The organism is Bacillus sp. FSL K6-4563 (assembly GCF_038630405.1).
Classification (GTDB): Bacteria; Bacillota; Bacilli; order Bacillales; family Bacillaceae; genus Bacillus; species Bacillus pumilus.
The window spans coordinates 3,643,213-3,668,149 of the sequence record NZ_CP152030.1; the positions used below are offsets into that span (position 1 = coordinate 3,643,213).

General features: G+C 41.9%; 22 protein-coding genes, 4 tRNA genes and 1 other annotated feature. Of the genes, 6 read left to right on the forward strand and 20 right to left on the reverse strand.

Features of this window, described 5'->3' with window-relative positions; all coding sequences use genetic code 11:
- Window positions 1–9: 9 nt before the first annotated feature.
- Window positions 10–3,363: a DISARM system helicase DrmA gene (gene drmA, locus MHH54_RS18535; RefSeq protein WP_342500538.1), complete on the reverse strand. Its 3,354-nt coding sequence runs from the start codon at window positions 3,361–3,363 to the stop codon at window positions 10–12.
- 103 nt (window positions 3,364–3,466) lie between these two features.
- On the opposite strand from drmA, the gene MHH54_RS18540 reads away from it, so the two are divergent.
- From MHH54_RS18540 to MHH54_RS18550, 3 genes are read left to right on the forward strand one after another with little or no spacing between them, the layout of a single operon-like run.
- Entirely contained in the window at window positions 3,467–5,302 is a 1,836-nt protein-coding gene (locus tag MHH54_RS18540) for an ATP-dependent helicase (RefSeq protein ID WP_342500539.1), read from the forward strand.
- Window positions 5,303–5,317: 15 nt separating this feature from the next.
- Complete coding sequence (locus MHH54_RS18545; protein ID WP_100325695.1) at window positions 5,318–6,766, forward strand: 3'-5' exonuclease; 1,449 nt, start codon at window positions 5,318–5,320, stop codon at window positions 6,764–6,766.
- A gap of 31 nt (window positions 6,767–6,797) precedes the next feature.
- Window positions 6,798–7,037 (forward strand): hypothetical protein, encoded by a 240-nt coding sequence (locus tag MHH54_RS18550; RefSeq protein WP_017368433.1) that lies wholly within the window; start codon window positions 6,798–6,800, stop codon window positions 7,035–7,037.
- A 352-nt stretch (window positions 7,038–7,389) separates the two neighbouring features.
- Here MHH54_RS18550 and rlmH read toward each other — a convergent pair whose 3' ends face one another.
- The 6 genes from rlmH to MHH54_RS18580 form a co-directional block, all read right to left on the reverse strand.
- Window positions 7,390–7,869, reverse strand: coding sequence for a 23S rRNA (pseudouridine(1915)-N(3))-methyltransferase RlmH (gene rlmH, locus MHH54_RS18555; RefSeq protein ID WP_113387526.1), 480 nt, complete (start codon window positions 7,867–7,869; stop codon window positions 7,390–7,392).
- Between the two features lie 80 nt (window positions 7,870–7,949).
- Window positions 7,950–8,120 (reverse strand): CxxH/CxxC protein, encoded by a 171-nt coding sequence (locus tag MHH54_RS18560; RefSeq protein ID WP_008360116.1) that lies wholly within the window; start codon window positions 8,118–8,120, stop codon window positions 7,950–7,952.
- A 163-nt stretch (window positions 8,121–8,283) separates the two neighbouring features.
- Window positions 8,284–9,114 (reverse strand): energy-coupling factor transporter transmembrane component T, encoded by an 831-nt coding sequence (locus tag MHH54_RS18565; RefSeq protein ID WP_106033079.1) that lies wholly within the window; start codon window positions 9,112–9,114, stop codon window positions 8,284–8,286.
- Window positions 9,105–10,820: an ABC transporter ATP-binding protein gene (locus MHH54_RS18570; protein ID WP_342500540.1), complete on the reverse strand. Its 1,716-nt coding sequence runs from the start codon at window positions 10,818–10,820 to the stop codon at window positions 9,105–9,107. Before MHH54_RS18570 ends, MHH54_RS18565 begins: the two co-directional genes overlap by 10 nt.
- Window positions 10,821–10,839: 19 nt before the next feature.
- Complete coding sequence (locus MHH54_RS18575) at window positions 10,840–11,397, reverse strand: ECF-type riboflavin transporter substrate-binding protein (protein ID WP_003214796.1); 558 nt, start codon at window positions 11,395–11,397, stop codon at window positions 10,840–10,842.
- 14 nt (window positions 11,398–11,411) lie between these two features.
- Window positions 11,412–12,272 (reverse strand): S-adenosyl-l-methionine hydroxide adenosyltransferase family protein, encoded by an 861-nt coding sequence (locus tag MHH54_RS18580; RefSeq protein WP_342500541.1) that lies wholly within the window; start codon window positions 12,270–12,272, stop codon window positions 11,412–11,414.
- 109 nt (window positions 12,273–12,381) lie between these two features.
- Window positions 12,382–12,652, reverse strand: a binding site (T-box leader).
- Between the two features lie 192 nt (window positions 12,653–12,844).
- Here MHH54_RS18580 and MHH54_RS18585 point away from each other — a divergent pair.
- Both MHH54_RS18585 and MHH54_RS18590 read left to right on the forward strand, forming a co-directional pair.
- Window positions 12,845–13,531 carry an ABC transporter permease subunit gene (locus MHH54_RS18585; protein ID WP_342500542.1) on the forward strand — a complete coding sequence of 229 codons (687 nt, stop codon included), beginning with the start codon at window positions 12,845–12,847 and terminating at the stop codon, window positions 13,529–13,531.
- On the forward strand, window positions 13,532–14,413 hold the full coding sequence (locus MHH54_RS18590) for an ABC transporter ATP-binding protein (protein ID WP_268494280.1): 882 nt from the start codon (window positions 13,532–13,534) through the stop codon (window positions 14,411–14,413). It abuts the gene before it with no gap.
- A 36-nt stretch (window positions 14,414–14,449) separates the two neighbouring features.
- Here the strand turns inward: MHH54_RS18590 and MHH54_RS18595 are convergent, their stop codons facing one another.
- The 11 genes from MHH54_RS18595 to MHH54_RS18645 form a co-directional block, all read right to left on the reverse strand.
- Window positions 14,450–14,917, reverse strand: a complete 468-nt coding sequence (locus MHH54_RS18595; protein ID WP_106036270.1) for a GNAT family N-acetyltransferase — start codon at window positions 14,915–14,917, stop codon at window positions 14,450–14,452.
- A 68-nt stretch (window positions 14,918–14,985) separates the two neighbouring features.
- Entirely contained in the window at window positions 14,986–16,173 is a 1,188-nt protein-coding gene (locus tag MHH54_RS18600) for a S1C family serine protease (RefSeq protein ID WP_342500543.1), read from the reverse strand.
- Between the two features lie 81 nt (window positions 16,174–16,254).
- The gene (locus MHH54_RS18605) at window positions 16,255–17,049 is read right to left on the reverse strand and encodes an MBL fold metallo-hydrolase (protein ID WP_342500544.1); all 795 of its coding nucleotides are present in this window, start codon (window positions 17,047–17,049) and stop codon (window positions 16,255–16,257) included.
- A 6-nt stretch (window positions 17,050–17,055) separates the two neighbouring features.
- On the reverse strand, window positions 17,056–17,919 hold the full coding sequence (gene yycI / locus MHH54_RS18610) for a two-component system regulatory protein YycI (protein ID WP_137054108.1): 864 nt from the start codon (window positions 17,917–17,919) through the stop codon (window positions 17,056–17,058).
- The gene (gene yycH, locus MHH54_RS18615; RefSeq protein ID WP_268484109.1) at window positions 17,906–19,285 is read right to left on the reverse strand and encodes a two-component system activity regulator YycH; all 1,380 of its coding nucleotides are present in this window, start codon (window positions 19,283–19,285) and stop codon (window positions 17,906–17,908) included. The genes yycI and yycH overlap by 14 nt, the downstream gene beginning before the upstream one ends.
- Window positions 19,275–21,113: a cell wall metabolism sensor histidine kinase WalK gene (gene walK / locus MHH54_RS18620; protein ID WP_003214777.1), complete on the reverse strand. Its 1,839-nt coding sequence runs from the start codon at window positions 21,111–21,113 to the stop codon at window positions 19,275–19,277. Before walK ends, yycH begins: the two co-directional genes overlap by 11 nt.
- A gap of 7 nt (window positions 21,114–21,120) precedes the next feature.
- Window positions 21,121–21,828 (reverse strand): response regulator YycF, encoded by a 708-nt coding sequence (gene yycF / locus MHH54_RS18625; RefSeq protein WP_003215017.1) that lies wholly within the window; start codon window positions 21,826–21,828, stop codon window positions 21,121–21,123.
- A 350-nt stretch (window positions 21,829–22,178) separates the two neighbouring features.
- Window positions 22,179–22,251: transfer RNA gene (locus tag MHH54_RS18630), tRNA-Phe, on the reverse strand.
- A gap of 27 nt (window positions 22,252–22,278) precedes the next feature.
- Window positions 22,279–22,355, reverse strand: a tRNA-Asp gene (locus tag MHH54_RS18635).
- Window positions 22,356–22,436: 81 nt separating this feature from the next.
- Window positions 22,437–22,508, reverse strand: a tRNA-Glu gene (locus MHH54_RS18640).
- Window positions 22,509–22,514: 6 nt separating this feature from the next.
- A tRNA-Lys gene (locus MHH54_RS18645) sits at window positions 22,515–22,590 on the reverse strand.
- A 342-nt stretch (window positions 22,591–22,932) separates the two neighbouring features.
- Here MHH54_RS18645 and MHH54_RS18650 point away from each other — a divergent pair.
- The gene (locus MHH54_RS18650) at window positions 22,933–23,457 is read left to right on the forward strand and encodes a peroxiredoxin family protein (RefSeq protein WP_012011881.1); all 525 of its coding nucleotides are present in this window, start codon (window positions 22,933–22,935) and stop codon (window positions 23,455–23,457) included.
- 29 nt (window positions 23,458–23,486) lie between these two features.
- Here MHH54_RS18650 and MHH54_RS18655 read toward each other — a convergent pair whose 3' ends face one another.
- Window positions 23,487–23,696 carry a hypothetical protein gene (locus MHH54_RS18655; protein ID WP_106030139.1) on the reverse strand — a complete coding sequence of 70 codons (210 nt, stop codon included), beginning with the start codon at window positions 23,694–23,696 and terminating at the stop codon, window positions 23,487–23,489.
- A 15-nt stretch (window positions 23,697–23,711) separates the two neighbouring features.
- Entirely contained in the window at window positions 23,712–24,845 is a 1,134-nt protein-coding gene (locus tag MHH54_RS18660) for a DUF418 domain-containing protein (RefSeq protein WP_342500545.1), read from the reverse strand.
- Window positions 24,846–24,937 lie beyond the last annotated feature (92 nt).

Here is a 24,937-nt window from a genome sequence, read left to right on the forward strand (position 1 = left end):
TCATCCTTTCTATTTCTTTATATAAATACCTGCAGTGGGCTCAACATCTCTCATGGAATTAGGTGTTTTAAATGTTCTTCCTTGTTTCGAGCTTCCAATCGGATACAAAAGGTTCGTTTCAGTCTCATTCTTACTCGAATTATTGTAATTCAGCCTACTTTTATCTGCATCATTTTCCCATGCTTTGATCAATTCGTCTAAATGCTTTTGGATCGCCGCTGGAGTCAACCCCATTTTCTTAGCCCTTTCGAGAAAAACTTTCGTAACTTCTTCAAAAAGGCCATCATGCTCAAATGGCATACTAGCACTACCATCCGAAGTAAACTCTGGATTATTCAGTCTAATCATAGAAACCAACACAGCTGCCATACCCCTGTCTCTGGCACGTGAAGCAAAAGGAGTCACACTGATTGGCTCCACATATTGGTACAGAGCTGAATGATATGCATAAAACTCTTCATAATGCGAAATATCTCTTGGCCGCGCCCAATTATAAGATGTTATTACCAATCCCGGGAATTTACGGCCCACTCTACTGGTAGACTGTATATATTCCGCTGTAGTCTTCGGTTGTCCATTTACTGCCATCAAGCCTAAGCGTGAAACGTCCACACCAACAGATATCATGTTACTTGCCAACAAAACATCAATTGGTGTTAATCCCTTATCGTTCTTCTTGTAATAAGGCTGCTGCAACTTGTCTAGTATACTAGGAATTTCACTCGAGTTAATACGACTCGTCAATTCAGGAACGTCCCGCTCCAACACTCTCTGCGTAAATTGGTACGACTCTTCTTCCCCATGTTGATTTTCAAGAGTTCTCATACGAGCGGGCACGTCATCTTCAATTAGACGTACGGCACCACCTAATTCTCTTAGGCTATTAAAATACCCAACGAGTGTATAATACGGATCAAGAGCCTTAGTTGCGTGCTGCCCTTCCATATTGCTAACACTCGCCAATAGATTTGCGTAGACTCTTAACAACAATGTCTTCATACTTCTACCTGGAGCAAATAATCCAACATACAGACGTCCCGGTTCCTCCGTCAAATCCCGCTGCTGGGCAAAGAATGAGTCAGCATGTGAGATTCCAGGGCTTGGGAATATTTGTGTTTTTCTCGTATAAAGACCAGCTATTTGCTTATCAGCATTTCGAATGGTTGCTGTTGATGCAACAATTTTAGGGCCTATTCTTGTTCCATCCTCTTCAACAGAAGACAAGTAATCGATCGCCGTTTCATAAAGCCCTACCATAGTTCCAAGCGGCCCCGAAATCAAATGCAATTCATCTTGAATGATCAAGTTAGGTGGATGCACAGGAGTAGAATCGCTGATGTTTAGGTGCCCCGCTACGTTTTTAGCAAAATTCTGCTCTCTTGACTCGCCGTTTGAGATAAAACCCCAGCCTTCTACTTCACCTTTTACTTTTCCGAATAGATTTTGAACTTCAGGTTGCCAAGGCATACGGGCAAATTTATCGACTGTCCCAATCACGAGGTCCGGCAACAAACGATAGATCTCCTCATCCGTAATCAAAACCGGCAACCCTTCGTCATTGGAATTTTTCTTATTAAAAGAGCATTTCTCGTTGACACAATATATTTGAATTCTACGTTTCCTGTCTTTATTCTTATAAGCCTTTTGAAAGGTCGTCGGCTTTTTATCGTCTACCATTTTGCTACCACACCAAGGGCAGGAAACAAATTGAATTGGTGTACCATTAGACAGATCAATATTTATACTTTCTGATTTGTTCATTCCTGCTTTAATTTTACTTTGAATCACCTTTTTCGCATCATCGTAATTATTAGGAGCACTGGCCTTCCCCACCCAGAGGCCAATACGGTAAGGTCTGGTACCCCATTTATCAGGATTCGCTCTTCTAATTTCTTCACAAGCACAAATCATTGCAGTCGCTCTTTGAAATTGTTGGACCGTAAGCAGGCGCAGCGTATAACGCATGATGACAGAAACACCTGCATCTGTTCGAAAATTATTCGAATACGTCAATCTTCTATAACCCAGAGTAAATGCAGCCAGTCCGAGGTACGCCTCTGTCTTACCACCGCCAGTTGGGAACCATAGCAAATCGGCAATTTGTCTATCTTCTGATGTAGGATCGACTGTTCCCTTTAGGTTTTGAAGGAAGAAAGCAATTTGGAAAGGGTGCCATATAGATTCAACATCCTCTATTCTTTCGCTACCGCCTTCTGCAACTACCGTATGAGCACGTTGATTGGACATAACTTGGTTTGCAAATATAAAAGAAGCAAAGGCGTTTTCGTTATGTTTTAAAATAGCTAGTCCCTCATACATTCTTTTTAAAGATGCATCACATTTTTTCATATGTTGTATAGCTGTTTCTTTGTGATCCTCTAAATCGTCAATTTCACCTTTTCTTTCCTTGATCCACTCTCCATATGCTTCTAGTAACGGTAATAGTGCTTGTTCAACTTCTTTAGCTGTAAGCATGTTGCCCAGCTCTTTCATATCCAACGTACCGCCTTGATTCCAGCTAGGAGGTATAACCATAGGAATTTCATAATCTGGAATGACCTCCGTCTCAAGCCTACCAGCCTTCTTCTGATGCTTGTCAACCTTGCTCCAATGAACGGCTACGCTATGACCTACGCCATATGCAGATTCATCTCGATAAAGCAGTTCATTTGTTTTCGTATCCTCATCTTGGAAGCCCTTTTCATTGTTAGAGAAAGCATTGCGTACCATGATGGAAGGAGATCCAAGGCTTTCTATCGTTATTTTAGGTTGAAATAAACATTTGCTATCCACGTCATGTTCATCCGTTTCCTGTGTATGCCGGTTCACGATAAACAAGCTTACTGCATAACAATTATGATAGCGTCGTGTAATCCATTCTAGTTGCACGGTTCCTTGTGTCTGAACTTCATTATGTATATTTAACTTAGGTATTACCTTAATTCTTTTGATCCCAATCTCCTCAGCTAAATTAATAGTCTCTTTTGTTAATCCATATGGTACTCTCTCCCACACTCGATCGCCTTTTTCAATGTACATGCCAAGGCTGATATCTACAGCTAATAGTGGCGAACCAATATCAACCAGAAAGGACATACCGATTGCCGAGGGATTCATCGCATTTGCTAGAGGTGCAATAGACTCAATCGTTTCTTTGTCTACATCTTTTCCTTGCATCGCAGCATCATTTTCGTCTTCGGTCGTGACAATATTTGACTTCATTGGCCACAAAATGCCGGCTATGTACTTCTGCAGAGGCTTACTCGAAATTAATTCTTTTTCACTACTAGGTCCAACCATTTCATAACGAAGTCTATCTACTAGCCTTTTTCTTACCTCTACCGCTTCTTTTTTCACACACATTTCGACACTTCCTTTCATCATATATAAATAGACCTAGTAAATAGTTTACTAAATTTGCTAAAATAATGGTAGTAATATTAAATAATCAAAAGGGTGTAAGCATATGTCGAAAATCTTGGACATCTTGAATTGGGAACAGGAGCAAGCCGTAAAGAGTACATGTAAGTACTTAAAAATCAACGCAGGACCAGGAACTGGTAAAACTACAACATTGGCCGCAAAGATTCTCTATGTTCAGAGTGAATTAGGAATCGATATCAATAAAATACTTGGTGTTTCATTTTCTAGATCTGCTAAAAAACAACTTTTATCTAAGCTTGATGACTTCTCAGACATACTTGGTTATGGAGGAAAACCTAACGTCCTCACTTTTCATGGTTTAGCACATCGTATTATTAAATATGGGATAGAGGAAAAAGAGTCGAAGTTCCGCTTCGGTTTTGAAAGAATTAATACGGAGTCATTTATTGATTTAGACGCTAATCTAATAGATGGATTATGCACAGAGTATCAGAACAGAGAAGCAGTAAATAAAGCACTTGCAATTGTTTATACTCAAGTCCGACAAGGTGATGGAGTAACGGGAACCATCTTTGAACACTATAACAAAATTGACTCCAATCAAAAATTTAGCCACACATCCTATACTGACGGGAGAATATGTATTAGTGGAAAAGACTTGAAAACTTTTTGGTTTAGAGTCGATAAACTTGAAAAGTTTAGAAACACTACAGATTTCCAAGGAATGATTACTGAAGCAATCCGATTACTAAAACTAAATAGAAGAACTTTTGAAAAAATATCATCAAAATACGATTATATCTTTGTTGACGAATATCAAGATAGTTCAATGGCGCAAGAAATGCTATTATTCTCTGTTTTAAACGATAAACATCATGTAGCAGTTGTAGGAGATAAAAATCAGACAATTTATACATTCAATGGTTCAAACAATGGAAACATGGATCGGTTCTCAGATTACTTCCTCTCAAAGGATAAAGAAAAATTTTCTGAGATCAAACTAGTAAAGAACTATCGATCAACCAATGAAGTAATTGGACTTGCTAATGACTTTATGAAGGAAGATAATTTGTTTCCTTATGAAACAAAAAGCAGTTATAAACCGAGCGTTGTCGAAACTCAATCAATAAAGCTAGCAGCTACTTACATAGCTAACACCATCCGGACGCTTATACATACCAAAGCATACAAGCCTTCTGAAATTTGCATCTTATATAGAAAAAACTCAAACTATTCTCAACAGTGTGAAGTCGTTTGTCGCGAGTTAGAAGCGAACGGTATCGGCTATAGTAAAATTACGTCTTCGAGTGCCAAAGGTACAAATTTATTCGAATATATTTATGAACTTGAGTCTGAATACAGTGATGACCTTCTGGAGGAAGTCCTGCCTAAGCTTTTGGAAAAAGAAACAAATAATGCATTTATAGATTTCATTAAAGATAGTATGAATCAAGGAGCATCTGACATCGACGAATTAATTGATTTTGCTGTAGAGCTGGAAGAAGATCAACCTCAGGAGCAAGCCGAAGGAGAAAAGGTGACGGTCCAAACGGTTCACGCATCAAAAGGTTTAGAGTATCCTGTCGTCTTTATACTATATTTGGGAGACCGGAATTTCCCTCATGGGAGCAATCCGGATATTGCAGAAGAAAGACGTTTATTTTATGTCGGTATCACTCGCGCTAAAGAAAGGTTATTTATTCTTGGGCGAAAAGGGGTTCATCATGAAAGCTTTTTAGATGAATGCATTGATTCAGATAATGTTGAGCATGAAACATATTACAGTCGGATCCAAGAAGAATTCGGTGAAGGTTTCATAGAAGAAGAGAGAAACAAAATTGATCAAACAACGAGAGAACAGGAACAAGCGGAAGAAGCCGCAAAAGAAGAGTTCAAAAAGCTAATGGAGCTATTCTAAAAGGAGGATATTAAGATGAGTGAGGAATCAGTAAAGTTAACGAAGATACAGAAGCAGTGCGTCAAATTTAAGCCAGAGGGCGATTTGCTGATCCAAGGCATCCCTGGTAGCGGAAAGTCCACCATTCTACTGGCAAGAGCTTGTTTCCTTTCTGAAAAAAATGAGCTTGATAATATTTTGCTTTTGACCTTCAGCAAAGCACTTACCAATTATGTGACACAGCTCTCCATGAAAACCAATGGGTACCCACTGCAAGCTAAAACTTTTCATCAATGGGCACATGAACTAATTAAAGAAACCGATCAACCTTATACACGTTTAATTTTTTCAAAGGATAAAGAGAAGACGGTGAGATTCGCCAAGAATATTATCAACAAGAACGGTTCTGACGTAAAGTTTCCAAATATAAAAACAGAGCAGAACACGGATCGAGCACTGATTAAATTTCTGTGCAGCGAAATCGAGTGGATTAAAGGCGCTGGCATTACTTCCAGAGAAGAATACCTAGGTATTAAGCGCTTGGGTAGGGGGACAGACATTCGAGTCACTCAAGACAACCGCCAAACCATTTATGATGTACTCGAAAAGTATAATGAACTCTTGAGTAATCACCGAGATCATCAGGGAATAGATGGTGATGACTTAGCTAGGCTTCTCATTGAGAAGGCAGATCAGATTCCTGATAATATGAAAGCAGATCATATCCTTGTGGATGAAGCGCAAGATCTCCATACGATGCAGTTGAAAGCCATTCGTACCATCTGCAAAACGAGTTTAACTGTGGGTGCAGATAAAGGTCAGCAAATCTATCGTCGCAATTTTGCTTGGAGGCAGTCTGGTATCGACATCGTAGGAAACCGCAGTCGTATTCTTAAGCAAACTTTCAGATCAACTCGGCAAATTATTGAATTGGCAAATGACTTTCAAGAGAAAGATGAATTATATGTTAAAGATCACGATTACCATAAAGCCAACGTGCCTGAAATAGAAGGCCTTAAACCTGAACTACATTTTTGCCAAGACTCTCAGGCTGAAGAAGAAATGATCATGAATCATATCAGTAAGATTAGAAGTAGCTATCCTGAGGATACAATTGGAATCATTGCAACAAGCCACGATAGACTTGATAAAATTGCTGAGAATCTCGAGAAAAAAGGAATACCCATCTATAAAATGAAAGATGACGAAGCAGATATCGTTTCGCCAGGTGTAAAACTCATGACTTACCAATCATCCAAAGGCTTAGAATTTGATCATGTTATTGTGAGCGACTTAACAAAAGGCAAGCTTCCGTATAAGGTACATAATATAGGAGATGATGAAGAAGAATTCTTGTCTAGAGAGAGAAAAAAGCTATATGTGGCCATGACACGAGCGAAAAAAACTTTAACACTCATCGCTGTGGAGGAATATTCACCATTTATAAAAGACTTGAATAGTAGGTTATATAAGGCTAATGAGTAAAATTAAAATTTAGAAGGAGAAACAAAGATAAATGGATAAAGATGTATTGAAAAATTGGATAATAGAGGCTTTACAATCAAAAGGAGGCCAATCTACTTTACTTGAAATATGTAAATATGTTTGGATACACCATGAAGTTGACTTAAAAAAATCAGGGAATTTGTTTTACACATGGCAATACGATATACGGTGGGCAGCAACTGAGTTAAGGAAAGTTGATAAATTGTTACCAGCAGATCAGAGTCCCAGAGGTGTTTGGATATTGCAGTGAAGATTATGAGGACAGCATTGGCATGTACAGATTTCATGAGACCTAGAATGTATCATAAAAAGAGGACGGGTTTTATTAGCTCATCCTCTTTTACATCTCCAGAATTTTGAGACACTCTTGTCACACTTGCTTTAATCGGTTATTAGATTTCATGGTATTTTTAAGAACCTTATTAATCAGCGCAATTCTTCAAGGCTTAAACGATAGCCTGAATCCTCATTATTCTCAAGATCAGATGCTGGTAATTTAACTACCTTACCAACTACTCCCTATCTTTTTAAAACTATTTTATTACATTAAATTGCATTCCTAAGTATGGCGCGAAGCCCTTTCTTCCCTTAGTATTTTGCCCTCACTTATGATAAGGCTCCCCCCGAACAATCCGAAACGCCCGATAAATCTGCTCCACCAACACCAACCTCATCAACTGATGCGGGAACGTCATCCTCGAAAACGACAGCTTCTCATTCGCACGTTGCATGACAGCATCGCTTAATCCTAGCGACCCGCCTATAACAAAACATACCTTACTTTTTCCGTATGTTGCCAGCTTATCTATTGTATCGGCTAATTCTTCGGAACTTTTCATTTTTCCTTCGATGGCGAGGGCGATGACGTGGGCGTCTGGGTTGATTTTGTTTAGGATGCGTTCGCCTTCTTTGTCTTTGATGATTTTCATGTCTTGCTCGCTGAGGTGTTCGGGTGCTTTTTCGTCCGCGAGCTCAATGATCTCGATTTTTGCGTAAGCCTGTAATCGTTTTGTGTATTCGGCTATTCCTTGCTTTAAATATTTCTCTTTTAATTTTCCTACTGTGATAATTGATATATTCACAGGTCATCCCCACCTTAAGAACAAGTTATTCATATAAGTTATCAACAATTGTGGATAAAATTTGTGTATTTTGTGTCCGATCATTCGTTCCCCACTATATATATTGCAGGTTCATCGCACAATTCACAGGTTGTGGATAAACTGTGTGTATGTTCGATTTTTCTGAATTCTGGTGGCGTTTCGTGATCATCTATGTACATGTCTAGTACGGTTTCTATATGTTCTGCGCAAGCATAAAGTGATTTGTTCATAAGTTTCTAATTCCTCCAATATATTGTCTCGTTATTCACAAGTGTTTCGCTCAATGTTCAATATAACCGATTTATGCACATGTTAATAGTCTTTTACCATTTTCCACACCTTTTATCCACAAACCAAATAAAAGAAGCCTCCACTTCCTGTGAAGGCTTCTTTCTATAGAAACGGATTATAAAATCTCGTTCCTCTAACAAATGTAATCACTAGCGAAACGATCAGTACTGCTCCAACAAATATGAACGCCACATAATCTGCTTTTTGAAAGTCTTTCGCCGTAAACCATGTGCGCTTTTTATGCTTTCCAAAACCGCGCAGCTCCATCGCATTACTGATGGTCTCAATCCGCTCTAGGCTAGAAAATATCAGCGGCATCACAATCGATAGCGCATTTTTGATCCGTTTCCCCAGTTTTTCATTCTTCGATAAATCAATGCCTCTTGCTTGTTGAGAAATTGCGATCGTTCGAAAATCACGCTGAATATCTGGAATGTAGCGTAGAGCAATCGCAACCGCATACGAAATCCGGTAGCTGACCCCGATTCGGCTGAGCGATGAGGCAAATTCACTTGGATTTGTTGTCACAATAAATAAAAGCGCTGCTGGCATGACGGTCACGTATTTCAGCGTAATGTTTAACTGATAGAAAAGCTGTTCAAGTGTGACGTTGTACCAGCCTGCAATATGAAATAGTTCATGCTTTGCTCCGTAGATCGCGACTCCTTGCTGCGGCGCAAAGATGTAAATGGCGATGTTGTTGATGACAAGGAAAATCGCCAGGACAATCACTACGAAAGAGATATCACGAAATTGTACGTTCGACAATTGAAAGAACACGATACTAGCAACTAGCATAAACACTAAAACACCTGTATCATACGTGAGCATCGCTGCGGATGACCAGAGGATAAAGCAAATGAGTTTGGTTGCCCCTGTCAGCCGGTGAATCGGCGACGGGCGGTCGATATAGGACAGCATGTCTACAGCCATGTCATTCGTTCCTTTCTGTCAACCTCAATGAAGCGATCCACGAGTTCATTTGGATTTGGCCAGTCTGCTTTCAGCGCCAATTCATATAGCGATGTTTCCTTTAAGCTCGCCTTTTGAACAAGCAGCTGATTTGTCAGCACTTTGGCAGGTGTATCATCTGCGATTTTTTCTCCATCTGATATGACAATGGTTCTTGTTGTGTATTCGAGCATCAAATGCATGTCATGGGTGATCATCAAGATCGTGACACCCTGCTGATTTAATTGCTCTAAAAACGTCATCATCTCTGTGTAATGTCTAAAATCCTGTCCAGCAGTTGGCTCATCTAAAATGATGATTTCTGGCTCTAATACAAGAATAGATGCAATGGTGACGCGCTTTTTCTGTCCAAAGCTGAGAGCAGAAATCGGCCAGTTCCGAAATGGGTATAAACCGCATACTTTTAAGACTCGCTCCACCCGTTCCTTGATGTCTTCTTCCTTTACGCCTCTTAAAACGAGACCAAATGCGACTTCATCAAAAATCATTTGTTTTGAAATCATTTGATTTGGGTTTTGCATGACGACGCCGATTCGTTCGGAGCGCTGTTTGATCGTATCTCCTGTGATGTCATCGCCATTTAAAAGAATTGACCCTTTCGTTGGCTTTTCAAATGCACAGAGCACCTTAGATAATGTCGTCTTGCCTGCGCCATTGGCTCCTGCGATGCTGATCATTTCTCCTTTTTTGACGGTAAAAGAGATGTTGCTCAGCGTATTTGGTCTTGTTGGATAGTCAAAGCTCAGCTCGCGCACTTCTAGTAAATCCTGTGCTGCAATCTGCTCTACTGACGGCTCAGATGCTTCCATCCATTGCTCGATTTTCTCTTTTGCCTCGTCGTCTAAGGTGAGACGCTGTAAATCAGCGATCTGATCTCCCGGTGCAACCGGAATGCCTGCATATTTCATAGCCTTTACATATAAAGGCTCACGTAAATACGCCGCTTCTAATACATTTGAGGCGAGCAATTCATCTGGGGTCATATCCGCTGCAATCGTTCCTTCATTGACAACGATGATGCGGTCCACATGGCGGAAGAGGACGTCCTCTAATCGGTGCTCGACCATCACGACGGTTTTTTTCGTTTGTTTTTGTAGTCGATCAATGAGATCGATCACTTCTTTACCTGTTGCGGGGTCAAGGCTTGCAAGTGGTTCGTCAAACAGCAAAATGTCGACATCGTTGACAAGTACGCCTGCGATGGCAACACGTTGTTTTTGACCGCCTGAGAGCTCATGCACGGACGATGCCAGCTTGCCGTCTACCTCTGTTAATCTTGCTGCTTCCTCGACACGTGTTTTCATTTCTTCGCGTGTGACTTGATCATTTTCAAGTGTAAATGCGATGTCTTCTCCAACGGTCAGCCCGATAAATTGTCCATCAGGGTCCTGCAGCACCGTTCCGACGAGCTGTGAAAGAGAGAAAATGTTTTCTTTTTCTGCATTTTTCCCGCCGATGTGAAGACTTCCTTCCATAGAACCTTTATAAGACGCAGGAACTAGCCCATTGATGCAATGGGCTAGTGTGCTTTTTCCCGATCCAGACGGGCCTGCGATGAGGACTTTTTCGCCTTCATAGATGGTCAGGTTGATATCTTTCAATGTCGGTTCTGCCTGACTGCGATATTGGAATCCGAAATGTTCGAATTGAATCATCGGTTTCTTCATTTATGTGTTCCACCTTGCTTCATGATGTTTCTTTCGATAGACTGCCGCTTTTGCTTCTCGTTTTTGCATAAGCTGCAATGATGATGGTTCCTAGTACACCGATCGTGATGATGTTCGATAGACCTGCAACAAACCCTTGGAAGAATGCTTTGTTTACTGGTTCAGCATAAATAGCTACATCAAGAGTTGGTGCAATAACAAACCAGCCAAGTGCCTGCACACTTATTTGTACTGCATTGAAGAATGCGATCTTTTTCCAACCGAACTCTCCCTCTTCTACTTTTAAACGATTTGAAATGAAACCGATCATCAATCCTACAAAACCTGAAACGATAATCCAGCTCCACCAAGGGCCAAATGTGGTGGCATCTTTAATAAGATGACCAATAAACCCAATCAGTGCGCCTGCAACAGGACCAAATAGCACGGCCATTAATGCAAGGAATGCATACGATGTCTCAATTTGTGTATTCGGAATCCCAGTTGGAATGGAGACGAAGCGTCCTAAAATCACAAAGACGGCTGCGCCAATTCCGATGGCAACGACAGTTTTCGTTGAAAGTTGTTTACCTGCCATGATGTATCCTCCTCTTATTCGTATATAATGCGCGGAGCTTTGCGAATCGAAAGGCGCCAGCCTGTGCCTGTTCCGATGTTATAAGCCTTTGCAAATGACCCTTGATTGATCGCCACGCCTAAATGATCGAGTGAATTGACATATACGAGTGGTTCGCCTACCTTTAAATCGGCAAAAGATCGTCCATAGGTCATGATATTTTTATACACATTTTTTGGCCCGTTGGCAATGGTAACTTCTATTGCATCCCCATAATTGATTGAAAGCTGCTCAAATAGCGTATGATGAATGTTTGTCCAAAGGTTTCCGAACCTCACATCTAAAATATCAATCGTTCCTGTGATGACCTCTTCTTTCGCATAAGCCTGTACGACTGGAAGGTGAATAATATCATCAATATCCGCCTTTGGCCCAACCTCTTCAAAAGAAATCACACCTGAAGCGATTCTCGCCCCTGTATACGCGTAAATATCTCTCCCGTGGAATGTATGTGATTTTCCCGACTTCGGCAGCCGGTTAATGGTTTCATCTAAATAACGGGCTTCTACTATGCCAATATCCTGCGCGACGTGCGTGAGTGTCCCGTTATCTGGGGTAATGATGTAGTGCGAGCTTGTGGTTTTGACGACAAAACTCTTTCTTTCTGATCCTACGCCTGGATCAACAACGGAAACGAAAACTGTCTCTTCCGGCCAGTATGTGACGGTTTGGAGCAGGCGGTAAGATGCCTCCCAAATGTCATACTGCGGAATATTGTGTGTTAGATCAAAAAGGCGGATGCTGCTGCTGACCGTATTTGCCACTCCGTACATGGCACTGACTGCTCCATCATCAATACCGAAATCTGATTGTAAAACCAATGCATGTTCACTCATGTCAATCTCCCTTTCATTTGAAAAAATGGATGTGGTGTTTCACGTGGAACATTTGAACATTTGTATGAAAAAAGTGGACAATAAAAAATACCCCATCCTTATCTTGAATCATAAGGACGAGGTATTTGTCTCGTGGTACCACCTTTATTTACTGTTTGCTCGCGCTAAACAGCCTCTACAAGTACAAAGCTCCAATCTGGCTCATATACTGTGGTTTTGATAACGAGTACCAACTCTCGTCGTGTCCTACTAATATCATAGATATGTTCAGCACGAGGCTCAGAGACCATTTTTCGAATCATTATTTTTGCTTCTTTTCAGCTGCCGAAGCTCTCTGTGGAAAAATTGATGATTGTACTTTCTCTCGTCATTGCCTGTTTAACTATCTTGAATTAAAGCTATCATACATGATGTTTTTTGATAAATCAAGATATTTTTCTGAACATTTTCAAAAATGAGTCAACTGGTGTTGAAAGAGTCTTCTTTTTATAAAATTTAAACAAATGTTAAAGAGCAAGATATGGTGTCTTTCCTTTCTAGCGGTATAATAAAGATGAAGGGAGGTACAGCGTGTGTGGACCATCTGTATGAATGAGTTTAAGCAGCTCTTCAAAAGCACAAAATCTATTTTAACAATTGTTATTATTTTCATTTTATCTACTTTTGTTTCAACTCTACCGTTTATTGCTGCTCATCAGGACAAATGGGAGGCAAAGGATCCTTATTCCATTGGGAATGAACTGGTGATGTCGTTATTTGGTTTCTTCCTTATTTTCTTATTGTCTCACGATATTTTAAGCCGAGAAATTCATTTGAAAACCATTCGTTTTCTCGTCAGTAAAACCACTCGTTTGAACATTATTATCGGGAAATATCTTGGACTGATGCTGTTTTGGCTTAGCTGTATTATGACGACATACGTACTGAATTTGGTGATTTCACATCGTTTCCTGTTCTCTGATGCGTTAAAAATCTTAACCTTTATCAGTGTCGGTATCTCATGTGCTTTATTTTTGTCCATGCTCTTTCCAACCCCACAGAAATCAATGTTTGTTGGGATGTTGTTTTCCTTTCTTTTCCCAATCGTCAGTATGATATCTGTTCTTTCTTCAGAACGATTGATTCATTGGTTCCAATATATGACGCCTTATTATTATGTGCGCTTGAGTGAGCCGCTGACCTATATACTCTTGAATACAGCATTGACCGTTATCTTACTCATTGGAACAGCACTCCTATTTCAAAGGAGGGATGTCTAAATGCTACATACAAAAGAACTCACAAAAAAATACCGGACAAAAGTCGCGATAGATCACATTACCCTTGATGTCAATCAAGGTGATATTTTCGGGCTCATTGGACCGAAGGGTTCTGGTAAGACGACGTTTTTCAATATCATTACGGGAATTTCCCGGCAAACCTCTGGGACGTTCACGATGATGGATATGCCTTCATTAAAAAAGGTGAGGCAGCATATCGGTGTTCTGCCTGAATATACGGATTTATATGAAGGGCTTACGGCACTTGAACATATTGCCTACTTATCAAAAATCACCGGAACGCGCCAGAAAACGAGTGATTATGAAGAACTGCTCGAATTTGTCGGCTTAGATCGCTATCATCAGGAAAAGGTCGGTTCCTTCACACCTGGTATGAAGAAACGGCTCGGCATGGCGCAGGCTATCGCCCATCGACCCGAATTTATTTTACTCGACGAGCCTTTTGCTGATATTGACGCAGATTCGATCTTGCACATCCAGCAGGTCATTGACACGTTAAAACATGAGGGAAAAACCGTCTTTTTAACAGCTGAAAGCCCAAGGTTCACAAATAGTATTTGTACAAAAACTGCTTTTATTTCTGAAGGAAAATTAGTGTCCCCCCATACACATCCTCAAGAGAAAACCATCACATCCTCAAACATACGTGCAACCTTCAAGCATGCGTGGATTGATGATGAGGTGAAGCCTGTTCTCACACAGTACTTACAAACTGTTGGAACAGATCTTGTGATCAGTGATGACGAGACCTCATTGTTGATTCGTTCAGAAGCCCAAGTCCCATCGATCATCCGCGCTTTCGTGAAATGCAAAGTTGATTTATACAGAGTTACGGCTCAAGATGCCATGAGTTCCTCATAAAAAAGCACCGCATGCGATCCGCACGGTGCTTCTTCTTTATGATAAAGGTTTACTCATATAGATTCCGGTTTCTTCAAATCCCGTCTTCTCATACAGTGAACGGGCAATTTGATTATGAGCAAAGACATGAAGCGAGAGTTTCTGCACGCCTAATGACTTTGCTTGCTCCTCTAATGCAGCAATGGCCTGCTTTGCAAAGCCTTTCCCTCGATAAGCTTCGAATAAGAAAAAGTTATAAATGAATCCTTCCTTCTGCGGATGATTGGGGTCATAACAAAGCCAAACCCAGCCAATCGCTTCTTCCCCATTTAAGAAATTCCAGAGCTCATGATTCTCTGTCTGCAGACCTTCAGGAAGGAGCCGATCAAATTGTTCTTCGGCGTTTGCAAGTGATTCTTCCTTCTCCCAAGTCCCTGCGAGTACCTTTTCTTCTGCGTACCGCTGAATGGCCTTCTCCATCAATACATCGTAATCCGTTTGTGACATTGGTTGTAGTGTAACCAATCGTACCGCCCCCTTTCCTCCATCATATGATGAGCATGCAAAAAAAACCAGTCCCATCAAGGAACTGGTTAGCCGCCGAATCGGTCGGTTTGAGAAAGTTTGATCTCTACTGATTTTTTCTTTCCATTTCGGTAAAACTGCACCTTTACCTTGTCGCCGACTTTCTTTTGATATAAATACTTACGAAGGTCTACGATATTCTGTACACTCTTGCCATCAAAGAAAGTGACGACATCCAGCTCTTTTAGTCCCGCTTTTCCTGCTGGAGACAAAGACTCGACACTCATCACGACAACTCCTGATGTGACGTTAGATGGCAGCTTCAACGTTTCCTCCCAGTGATAGCTCGCAATATCTGCTAGAGATTTCATGCCAACACCTAGATACGGACGCTTCACTTCTCCGTAACGTTCTAAATCCTCTATGACAGGGATGACGAGATTCGCCGGGATAGAAAGCCCGATGCCTTCTACCTCTGATTCTGCAATCTTCATTGAGTTGATGCCGATCACTTTTCCGTCCATATTGATCAAGGCACCACCGCTGTTCCCTGGATTGATGGCGGCATCTGTTTGCAGTACCTCCGCATTCCAATCCGCCTGTCCGTCTCCATTCGAGTCTACAGGAATCGCACGTTCCGTTCCTGAAATGACACCTTGTGTGACAGAGCCTGCGAATTCAAGCCCTAAAGGATTTCCAATGGCGATCACTGGCTCACCGGGCTTCACATGGTCTGAATTACCGAAGGCTGCGGTTTGCTTGATCTTATCACTTTTGACGGTGAGAACTGCTAAATCCATGAGCTGATCGCTTCCGACAAGATTGGCGCCAATTCTTGTCCCATCCTGAAGACTCACTTCAAGCTGATTGGCACCTTTGATGACGTGATGGTTGGTCACAATATAAAAGGTGTCACCCTTTTTCTTATAAATCACACCTGACCCGCTGCCTGCCTCTCCGCCTTCTTCCCAAAAGCTCGACTTTTGGATATTAATAACGCCGACAACCGTATCCGACATATTCGATACGACTTTTGTGACCGCATCATTGACGTTCACATTGACGGTCTTTAAAGGGCCCTGTGCTGCTTGCCCATCTCCGTTCTGCTGCCACCCAAAGGGACTGCCGCTCTGTCCTGACACATAGGGGAAAAAGAATCCCATTAAAAAAGCTCCTACCAATACACCGATCAGACCAGATAGGAAATATCCTTTTCTGCTTCGTCTCGGCTTCCACTCTACATCGCGATAATCCACTATGTTTCCTTCCTTTCAGTGAATAGATGATGTATATAGTGTTGGTAAGAAGCCCTTATCTTAATCATACGATTGTAAAAATCATACGGCGCAAAGCGGGGTTGCTTTTTTCGGGTCCGTATCATATAAATCAAAGCCATCCCCGACAACAAAGCCTTTCATCTCAAGCGTCTGCTGGACCGCCATACGGGCTAAATCCTTCATGTTGTTGTCCTGACTCAAATGAGCCAAGTAAATGCGTGAGGTGGCATCTCCAATGACATCTGTCATCGCAAGAGCCGCATCTTCATTTGATACATGTCCGACATCGCTCAGAATTCTGCGCTTAATGCTCCACGGGTATCGGCCCATTTGCAGCATACCGACATCATGATTGCTCTCAAATACAAATGTATTGGCTGACTGAATGATGCCTTTCATACGATCACTCACATAGCCTGTATCCGTCATTAGGGCAAGTTTGCGCCCGCCATAATGGAACACGTAAAACATGGGCTCAGCCGCATCATGTGAGACGCCAAAGGACTCAACATCGAGACCGCCAAAGGATTGGACGGTTTCCATATCAAAATGGAATCTTTGCTCTGTGTCAATCTTCCCGATATGAGTCTCCATCGCCTTCCATGTTTTCGCATTTGCATAGACAGGGAGCTTGTACTTTCTTGCCATGACACCAAGCCCTTTAATATGATCTGAGTGCTCGTGTGTCACAAAAATGCCGTTCAAGTCCTCAGGCTTGCGGTCGATTTGACCAAGCAGCTCGACCATCTGTTTGCCGCTTAAACCAGCATCGACCAAAAAGGCATGCTCGTCTGTTTCTAAATAAAAAGCGTTCCCCGTACTTCCGCTCGCTAGTACACTGAACTGCAAGCTCATGTTCTCTCACTCCATTGAAGATTTGTCATCTTTCTCTATATGATCAAGTGTTGAGCCATCAATGGCATTGATCAAATATTCTTCTTCTGTCTTTTTCTTTGAACCAGTTGATACGCCCTCAAGCTCGACTCGCCATACAGGCACCATGACCTGCGTGCTTGCACCTGGGTATTGCGTATAGTAGCCCAGCTCTACCTTTTTCACGGTCGTGTTTTGGCTCAGCATGTTTTGCGTATATAAGTCCTTCACGGTTTCAAGCGCTGGCACAAGGGTTTCTTTTCTCACTTCATTAATCGATGTCACCATCGACTGCTGATACGATACGACCTCGTTTTTATCATTTAGATCTAGGGTGATTTTTCCGATGGTTTCGGAGTCATCAAGGCCCTCTTGGAAGATGTATTTCCCTTTATACGTTTGGAAAAAGACGATCTTCCCTGTCTCTTCATCAATACTCCACAGCTTATAGTTCTTCCCATCCAGCAAACGCTGGTTCACAAGGTTTGCCGCCGCTGTTTTCATATCTTTTTTCGGCAAGGCCACTGGTTTAGTGAAGGTCATTTCAAGCAGCGTGACCGGATCATCTTTGTCTGTTTTCGGGAATGTGCTTTTCGCCTTTTGATCAGCTAATTCGTCAACATCCTTTTTCGTATATTGCTTCTTTTCAGCTGTAATGCGATAGCCAATCTTCGCTTCATCTGATAGATTGCCATATTTGATCCCGTCTGCCTTCATTTCTTCCAGCGTATCCGTTTTTTCGATAATCGCAAAATGATCGGTTGATCGTTTTTCAAAGTATTGAAAACCTAGAAAGATATCGAGAACGAGAAAGGCTAGGATAAAGATCGTTTTGGTCTTATTCCACTCCATGATTCTCGCTCCCCTCTGTCAACAAATCATGCGATAGAATCACGGTTTTGCCATTGTATTTCATGCACCATACTGGCTCCAGCCAGACAAACATCGCTTGATCTTGATCTGATGCGGTGGAAGCAGCTTGATAGGCCGGGAAAATTTGTTCAATTTTCTCAAGGTCATCATATTTCGTCTGCTTGACGATTAAGTCTTTCAACTCTGTCCCATTCATCAGCTTGACCTGTTCGCTCTGACTCGCTTTGTTGCCTAGAATATAGTTTGGACGCTTGTAATTCAAGATGTCGTCATTCGCCCACTGTACTTCAAGAGAGGTCATCCCAAATGGGTGCTTTGTACTGTTGACGATCGGTAGGCCATCCATAAACATATTAAAGGAAAGCTGCTGGTTGCTATTGATGCCAAAGTATTGATAGTCATCGGTAAAGCTCCCCGTATCATTGAAATACTTCACACTTCGCTTGATCAAATCGCCCGTTTGGAAAACGGTGCTGCTGTTGATATTGCGATGTTGATATTGGATGCGGTGGTCTTTTTGATTGGCTTCAAGGCGGCTTGTGCCATCTGTGTACACCGTTCGGTTTAAATTAGACTCCTCGCCGACTAGACTCGGATCCGTAAACAAAGCGTCCTTGAATTTGCTTGTCTTAATCGTTTCGATAAAGAACATTTTTGCTTCAAGCTGCTTTTGCTTTCTCGGAAGGAGGAAATCTCGTTTCGAATTCGCTGAGAATGTATAGAGATCATAGTGCGGCATCTCGTTTTGAGCGGCTGCGATACTGTCCATGAGATTCCGATAGTTAGCGGATTCTATTGTCAGCTCAAGCACCGTTTCCTTGCTGTATGAAACCAAATAAACTTTCTTATTGGCCTTGTCCTGCTGGGAGAACGGCACAATCATCCGGTCAAACGAATTGTATTCAATGGACTTATTCGGCCATTTAAACAACGCTTGGAAAATATCAATCGGAATCGGGTCATTGAACACAAGATCCAATGTCTTCCCCTGTCCTCCGCTTCCATAGAAGAAATTCTTAAATTTCTGCTCCGAATATTGATCTGACACATCCGAAATCTCTTTCACATCCCAAAGGCTCACATCATTCCAGAAGTTTTGAAAGAGTTCCTTTTGATCCACTTTAAAATGCTCCCCATTTGAATGGATGAACATCTCCCGCGGCTTCACGACATCAATGAGGCTTCTAGGCTCATCGCTTGATATCTTCTTCGTTTCCACGACCTGAGTGCCGGCATCTGCCTGGTCCTGCATGACGGGCTGGAACATCCAAATATTCCACGTAAACACAAGACTGATCGCAATTAGGATTGTCAATATTATGGTTTTAAAGGTCTCACGCTTCATCCCAATCATCCTCTTGTTCTTCATTGTACGGAAGGGTAAAGGTCACTGTTGTTCCTTTTCCTTCAATGCTGTCAGCCCAAATATCTCCGCCATGAGCCTGAACCATTTCTTTTGCAATCGCAAGGCCTAGGCCGGTTCCGCCAAGTTTTCTTGTTCTCGCCTTATCCACTCGATAAAAACGTTCAAAGATTTTATCCATATCCTTCTTCGGAATACCGATCCCTTCATCTTTGACGCTGAATAATACAAGGCCATTCTCCTCATCCAGATCAACGGTAAACGTGATATGTCCACCCTCTGGAGAGTATTTCATAGCATTGGAAATGATATTATCGAGCACCTGTGTGATTTTATCTTGATCGATTTCCACATATATTTCACGCTGCGGAAGATTGCGGATAAAATCGACATGCTGCTCTTTCGTCATTTCAAAACGATCAATGACCAATGAGATAAACTTGATAAAATTCGTCCACTCACGGTTGAATTGATAATCCTTGCTATCGAACTTAGACAGCTGCAGCAGGTCATTAACAAGCCGGATCATACGCTCTGTTTCATTTTGTGTAACACTGAGGAACCTTGGCGCAAGCTCTTTATCACCAATTGCGCCTTCAGCCAGTGCCTCAAGATAGCTTCGCATCGTCGTCAGCGGTGTGCGCAGTTCATGTGATACGTTTGCGACGAATTCACGGCGTTCTGCATCAATTTTCTCCTGCTCTGTGACGTCGTAAATGACCGCAATTAAACCATCAATCTTCCCGTGCTCTTTCTGAATCACTGAGAAATTTACACGCAAAACAGACAGCTGATCTTCGCGTTCGATTTCTATCAGCATGGAATCTTGATTTTCGACTAAATCTTCAAAGGTATGCGTGTCCTCGAGGCCCAGTAAGGACGTGATCGGCATCTCTAGTGCTGTTTCACGTGAAACATTTAACAGCTCTAATGCGGGGCTGTTTAATAGAATAATCGCACCGTTTTGATTCGTTGCGATGACGCCATCCGTCATATAGGCAATGACCGAAGAAAGCTTTTTCCGCTCACCCTCCGTCATCAGCTGCGCTTCCTCCAGCTCTCTCGTCAGATGGTTAAAGGTTGTCGCAAGCTGGCCAATCTCATCATGTCCATACTTTCGGACCTTTCTGGAAAAGTTCCCTTTGGCGAGCTCTATCGCTTGCTTTCTCATATCCGAGATTGGGTGTGTAATGGTTCTGAATATGAATATACCAAGTAGAGCGGTTATCCCAAGGGCGAGCAGCGTTCCCGTTGCCAAAATCGTATTAATGGTTCGCATTTGGTTAAAAACACTTTCCATGGATGAGACCACATAAATGACACCAACGGTTTCTTGGTTCTCATTTTTCACGGCTGTCGCTGATATGCGGACTCGTTTATTCGATTCTGGGTCATAGAATTTTTTCTCGTAGTCTTTGCCTACTGCGAAAATACGGCTAATGATTTGATCTGTGATTTTCTTGCCGGCAATCTCCTGACTGCCGTTATTCACAGAGGCAATCACCTCTCTGCTTCCGTCAATATAGCTGACTTCAGAAATTTCATTAGACTCATCTTTGTTGTTAAAGTCGTTTAATATCTTTTGAGCATCCTCTTTTAATTCTGCCTTGCTTTTCGATGAATCTTGTTCTAGGTAATACGATAACGAGTAGATTCGCTGATTCAAGGAATTATCATATGAATTAATTAAGGACTGCTCTAGCTGCTTCACAAAGTACACGCCAATGATCTGCATGGCGACGATGATCAGCAGCACGTAAATTAAGGTCAATTTAAAGTGAATCGAGCGAAAAAAACCTACTTTATTCATAAGAATCTTAGTCCTGCTCTGGGTTTCTTAAATAGTAGCCGACGCCTCGTCTTGTCACGATCCAGCTCGGGTGGCTAGGGTTGTCTTCAATTTTCTCACGAAGACGGCGGACGGTGACGTCTACTGTACGGACATCCCCGAAGTAATCGTAGCCCCATACGGTTTGCAGCAAGTGCTCACGTGTCATAACCTGTCCGATATGTTTCGCTAAGTAATGAAGCAATTCGAACTCACGGTGTGTCAATTCAATCGTTTCCTCGCGCTTAGACACCACATACGCATCTGGATAAATGACAAGTGATCCAATTTCAATATCATTTGATTCAGATTCTTCCTCTGTCTGCGGTGTAGCAATTTGTCTTCTTAAATTCGCTTTCACACGGGCAAGCAGTTCGCGCGTGCTAAATGGCTTCGTCACATAATCATCTGCGCCAAGCTCAAGACCGATGACTTTATCAATTTCAGAGTCTTTTGCTGTCAGCATGATAATCGGCATGTCATATTTCTTTCTCACTTCACGGCATACCTCAACGCCATCTTTGTTCGGTAGCATAATGTCGAGCAGAATAATGTCCGGTTTGATTTCTTCTACCATTTCAAGGGCTTCATTGCCGTCATATGCACAATGAACCTCATAGCCCTCTTTTCTTAAGTTAAACTCCAATATATCAGCAATCGGTTTTTCATCATCTACGACAAGAATCTTTTTTTCCATTGTGATTTCCTCCTGCATTTTTAGCATCTATGTCATTCCATTTTTGCATGTCTCATCAGACCTTTTTCATTTGAGCAAAAAAGGTTCACTGTCTATTATAACGTTTTACGTGGCAAAGATAAAAATAATAACGGCTTTCTTTTCTAGCAATCGTTGGATAGGAAGACGATACTCAAAAAAATGATGGTTTTTTTCCTTTTTTATTGAAACTTTTCCAGTCACTGATCGTCTATATAGATGTAACGTCTTCTTCTTATGGAGCCGGGCCCTACCTAGGTCCGGCTTCTCCCTTTTTATGCCTTCTTTTCATAAAATAAAAACGCACCTGCGATTGCAGATGCGTTTGGAAGTGGCTCGGGACGGAATCGAACCGCCGACACACGGATTTTCAGTCCGTTGCTCTACCAACTGAGCTACCGAGCCATCATCAAAAAGATGAATAAGTATAAATGGCGGTCCGGACGGGACTCGAACCCGCGACCTCCTGCGTGACAGGCAGGCATTCTAACCAACTGAACTACCGGACCTCAGTAACTTGCCCGAAAAAGCAATCGTGGTGCTCTTCCAAGCAAGTGAGGAAAAATTAGCTTAACGCTAAAGTAAATCAATGACCCGTACGGGATTCGAACCCGTGTTACCGCCGTGAAAGGGCGGTGTCTTAACCGCTTGACCAACGGGCCAATACATGGTGAGCCATGAAGGACTCGAACCTTCGACCCTCTGATTAAAAGTCAGATGCTCTACCAACTGAGCTAATGGCTCTCGGTTTGTGAAAAGTAATTCTGAAGAAGTTGTATTGCGTCAAACCAATCGCTTTAAAAAAGCTGGAACATCGCATCCTAACAAGTTTCAGAGACCTTTGCAACAACGAGATTTATAATATCATAGAGTAATTACATATGGCAATACGTTTTTCGACATTTTTTTAAAAAAAGTGTCGGATTTGAAATCTCCTGCCAAATCCCTTCTACTTGCAACCGCCTTCATTTTCACTGCCTCTTTTCATGACCTCTGCCTATTCAAGCACATAGAAACGTTTTAGACCGCCCGAAATTGGTTATACATGAAACAAGTGACATTGTGATTGAAAAAGGAGGAAGCAGTATGAGTTCATTCAAATTAGGAGATAAAATGCCCAATTTTTCACTTCCAACCATTCAGGGCGAACATATTGATTTTCACAAACATTTAGAGGAGCATCAAAGCTGGCACCTCATCGTCTTCTTTAGAGGCTCATGGTGCCCAGTATGTGTAGAAGAATTGAAAGAGCTCGAACAGCAGCAGTCATACTTTCAAGACAAGGATATCCACTTAATGGCGATTTCAACGGATCATTCTGATGACTTGAAGGAATTTGCCGATAAAGAAGGACTATCCTTCCCAATCATGTCTGACAAGGACCTCACTTCATTAAAAGCATATGAAGTCCACTATCACGGAGAAGATGCTCCTTATGAAGATCACGGAGTGCACGGGGAACCTGCCTATTTCTTATTAAACGAAAAGGGCCAAGTCCTCTATCAGCAAAGACAAACAAGTCCGTTTGGCAGACCGCATGCCAACGAACTGCGCAAAATCATTCAGTACATCCGCAAAAACTTAAAAGGCCAATATAAAAGCGTGAAATAAGAAAGAAGCCCTCATGACGAGGGCTTCTTTTATGAATTCCTTTTATGATATATCCAGTCTGCGACGAAAAACACAAGAAGACCCGACATGAGAATCACAAAAGTGACGGGTGGTTTATCATCCTGGAAATAAGAGTGCAGCGAATGTCCTCCTAATGCGAGAAGATAAAAGATAAATGCCGGCCCAGCTGCTTTATGTGCATTCGCTTGTTCTTTTTTCGTACTTTTTTTGAAAAACATTGTAACGATTCCCCTTTATGCTGCTTTCTTCTTCGTCACCCGGCGAAGTGCCTGCGAACGAATATATTCCATTGGACCAATTCTCCAAACCTTTAGACAACATGCTGATATGGCGATTTGCAGAAGAGAAATGAGCAGCCATGCCAATACGATAAGAGGGGCGTTGATTTGCCCGCCAAGACCCAATCCCCAGCTATAAAAAAGAACCGAGCAGATGACATTTTGCAGGATGTAACAGCTGAGCGCCATTTTCCCTACATATTCAAACCAATTCCACATGAACCATGACTCCGTGTGAGCCAAGAGCTTCGCAATAACAGCGATATAGAAAAGAGAGAGGAATGGCGAAAACGCATAGCGCACAACGAATTCCACTAGTTCGTTCGGAACGAAGACAAGTGCATTCAGCGGCAAACCCACCCACAGACCGATTCGGAATAATCTTTTCCGTAGAGATTGCCCGCGTTCGTTTGCATAAAAAACACCGGCTCTCATCATCCGCACACCTAATAAAAACAGAAATGTGTTCATTGGAATGATAAAGATCGCTTCCCCCCGGTACATGAAAAAGTGTTGTAATCGTTCTTGAACCTGTGAGATCCATGTCTCTGGTAGCTGCTCTTCCAGCGCCGGTTCACTGCTTTGATCATACGATTCTGTTTCCATTTCAGAGAGGGCGAACACCATCAGACAGGACAGAACAAGCAGATGAATGACTCCAGAGAAGATCATGCCTCTTTTGATACGCTTGCTCCCTCCTCGCACAATAAATGCCACAAGCAAACCGGTGACAGCGTAACTCATGAGCACATCATATTCCATCACAAGTGCAAAATGGACAAAGCCTTCGATAAATAAAAATAAAAGAATCCATAAATATGTACCCGGCCAAGGCGTGTTTTTTCTTTTGGCCTGCTGGTATTTCAGCTCTAGCCCTACACCGAACATGATAGTGAGCAGCGAGAGCATTTTCCCACAGACGAACATGGAAACAAGGCTTTCTAGAAAACTGCCATTCTCATATTCATCTGCAATCTGATCTGTCGCAAAGGTATCCCCTGCATAGGCAAAAAACCAGACGTTCGTTCCCAATGTGCCTAATATGGCGAAACCTCTTAAAATATCTAATAATCTTATTCTTTCTTTCACTAGAACGCTCCTTCCCCCTATACAGTTATCATATTTTGGTAATGATCGGAAGCCTGTTCTACTGAAATTAAGAAATTTTTAAACAAAAAGAC

What these genes read in the sequence shown, in the direction of transcription:
- drmA (WP_342500538.1), bottom strand. Translation starts at nt 3,363, where the DNA reads ATGTGTGTGAAAAAAGAAGCGGTAGAGGTAAGAAAAAGGCTAGTAGAT.
- MHH54_RS18540 (WP_342500539.1), top strand. Translation starts at nt 3,467, where the DNA reads ATGTCGAAAATCTTGGACATCTTGAATTGGGAACAGGAGCAAGCCGTA.
- MHH54_RS18545 (WP_100325695.1), top strand. Translation starts at nt 5,318, where the DNA reads ATGAGTGAGGAATCAGTAAAGTTAACGAAGATACAGAAGCAGTGCGTC.
- MHH54_RS18550 (WP_017368433.1), top strand. Translation starts at nt 6,798, where the DNA reads ATGGATAAAGATGTATTGAAAAATTGGATAATAGAGGCTTTACAATCA.
- MHH54_RS18560 (WP_008360116.1), bottom strand. Translation starts at nt 8,120, where the DNA reads ATGAACAAATCACTTTATGCTTGCGCAGAACATATAGAAACCGTACTA.
- MHH54_RS18565 (WP_106033079.1), bottom strand. Translation starts at nt 9,114, where the DNA reads ATGGCTGTAGACATGCTGTCCTATATCGACCGCCCGTCGCCGATTCAC.
- MHH54_RS18570 (WP_342500540.1), bottom strand. Translation starts at nt 10,820, where the DNA reads ATGAAGAAACCGATGATTCAATTCGAACATTTCGGATTCCAATATCGC.
- MHH54_RS18575 (WP_003214796.1), bottom strand. Translation starts at nt 11,397, where the DNA reads ATGGCAGGTAAACAACTTTCAACGAAAACTGTCGTTGCCATCGGAATT.
- MHH54_RS18580 (WP_342500541.1), bottom strand. Translation starts at nt 12,272, where the DNA reads ATGAGTGAACATGCATTGGTTTTACAATCAGATTTCGGTATTGATGAT.
- MHH54_RS18590 (WP_268494280.1), top strand. Translation starts at nt 13,532, where the DNA reads ATGCTACATACAAAAGAACTCACAAAAAAATACCGGACAAAAGTCGCG.
- MHH54_RS18605 (WP_342500544.1), bottom strand. Translation starts at nt 17,049, where the DNA reads ATGAGCTTGCAGTTCAGTGTACTAGCGAGCGGAAGTACGGGGAACGCT.
- yycI (WP_137054108.1), bottom strand. Translation starts at nt 17,919, where the DNA reads ATGGAGTGGAATAAGACCAAAACGATCTTTATCCTAGCCTTTCTCGTT.
- yycH (WP_268484109.1), bottom strand. Translation starts at nt 19,285, where the DNA reads ATGAAGCGTGAGACCTTTAAAACCATAATATTGACAATCCTAATTGCG.
- walK (WP_003214777.1), bottom strand. Translation starts at nt 21,113, where the DNA reads ATGAATAAAGTAGGTTTTTTTCGCTCGATTCACTTTAAATTGACCTTA.
- yycF (WP_003215017.1), bottom strand. Translation starts at nt 21,828, where the DNA reads ATGGAAAAAAAGATTCTTGTCGTAGATGATGAAAAACCGATTGCTGAT.
- MHH54_RS18650 (WP_012011881.1), top strand. Translation starts at nt 22,933, where the DNA reads ATGAGTTCATTCAAATTAGGAGATAAAATGCCCAATTTTTCACTTCCA.
- MHH54_RS18655 (WP_106030139.1), bottom strand. Translation starts at nt 23,696, where the DNA reads ATGTTTTTCAAAAAAAGTACGAAAAAAGAACAAGCGAATGCACATAAA.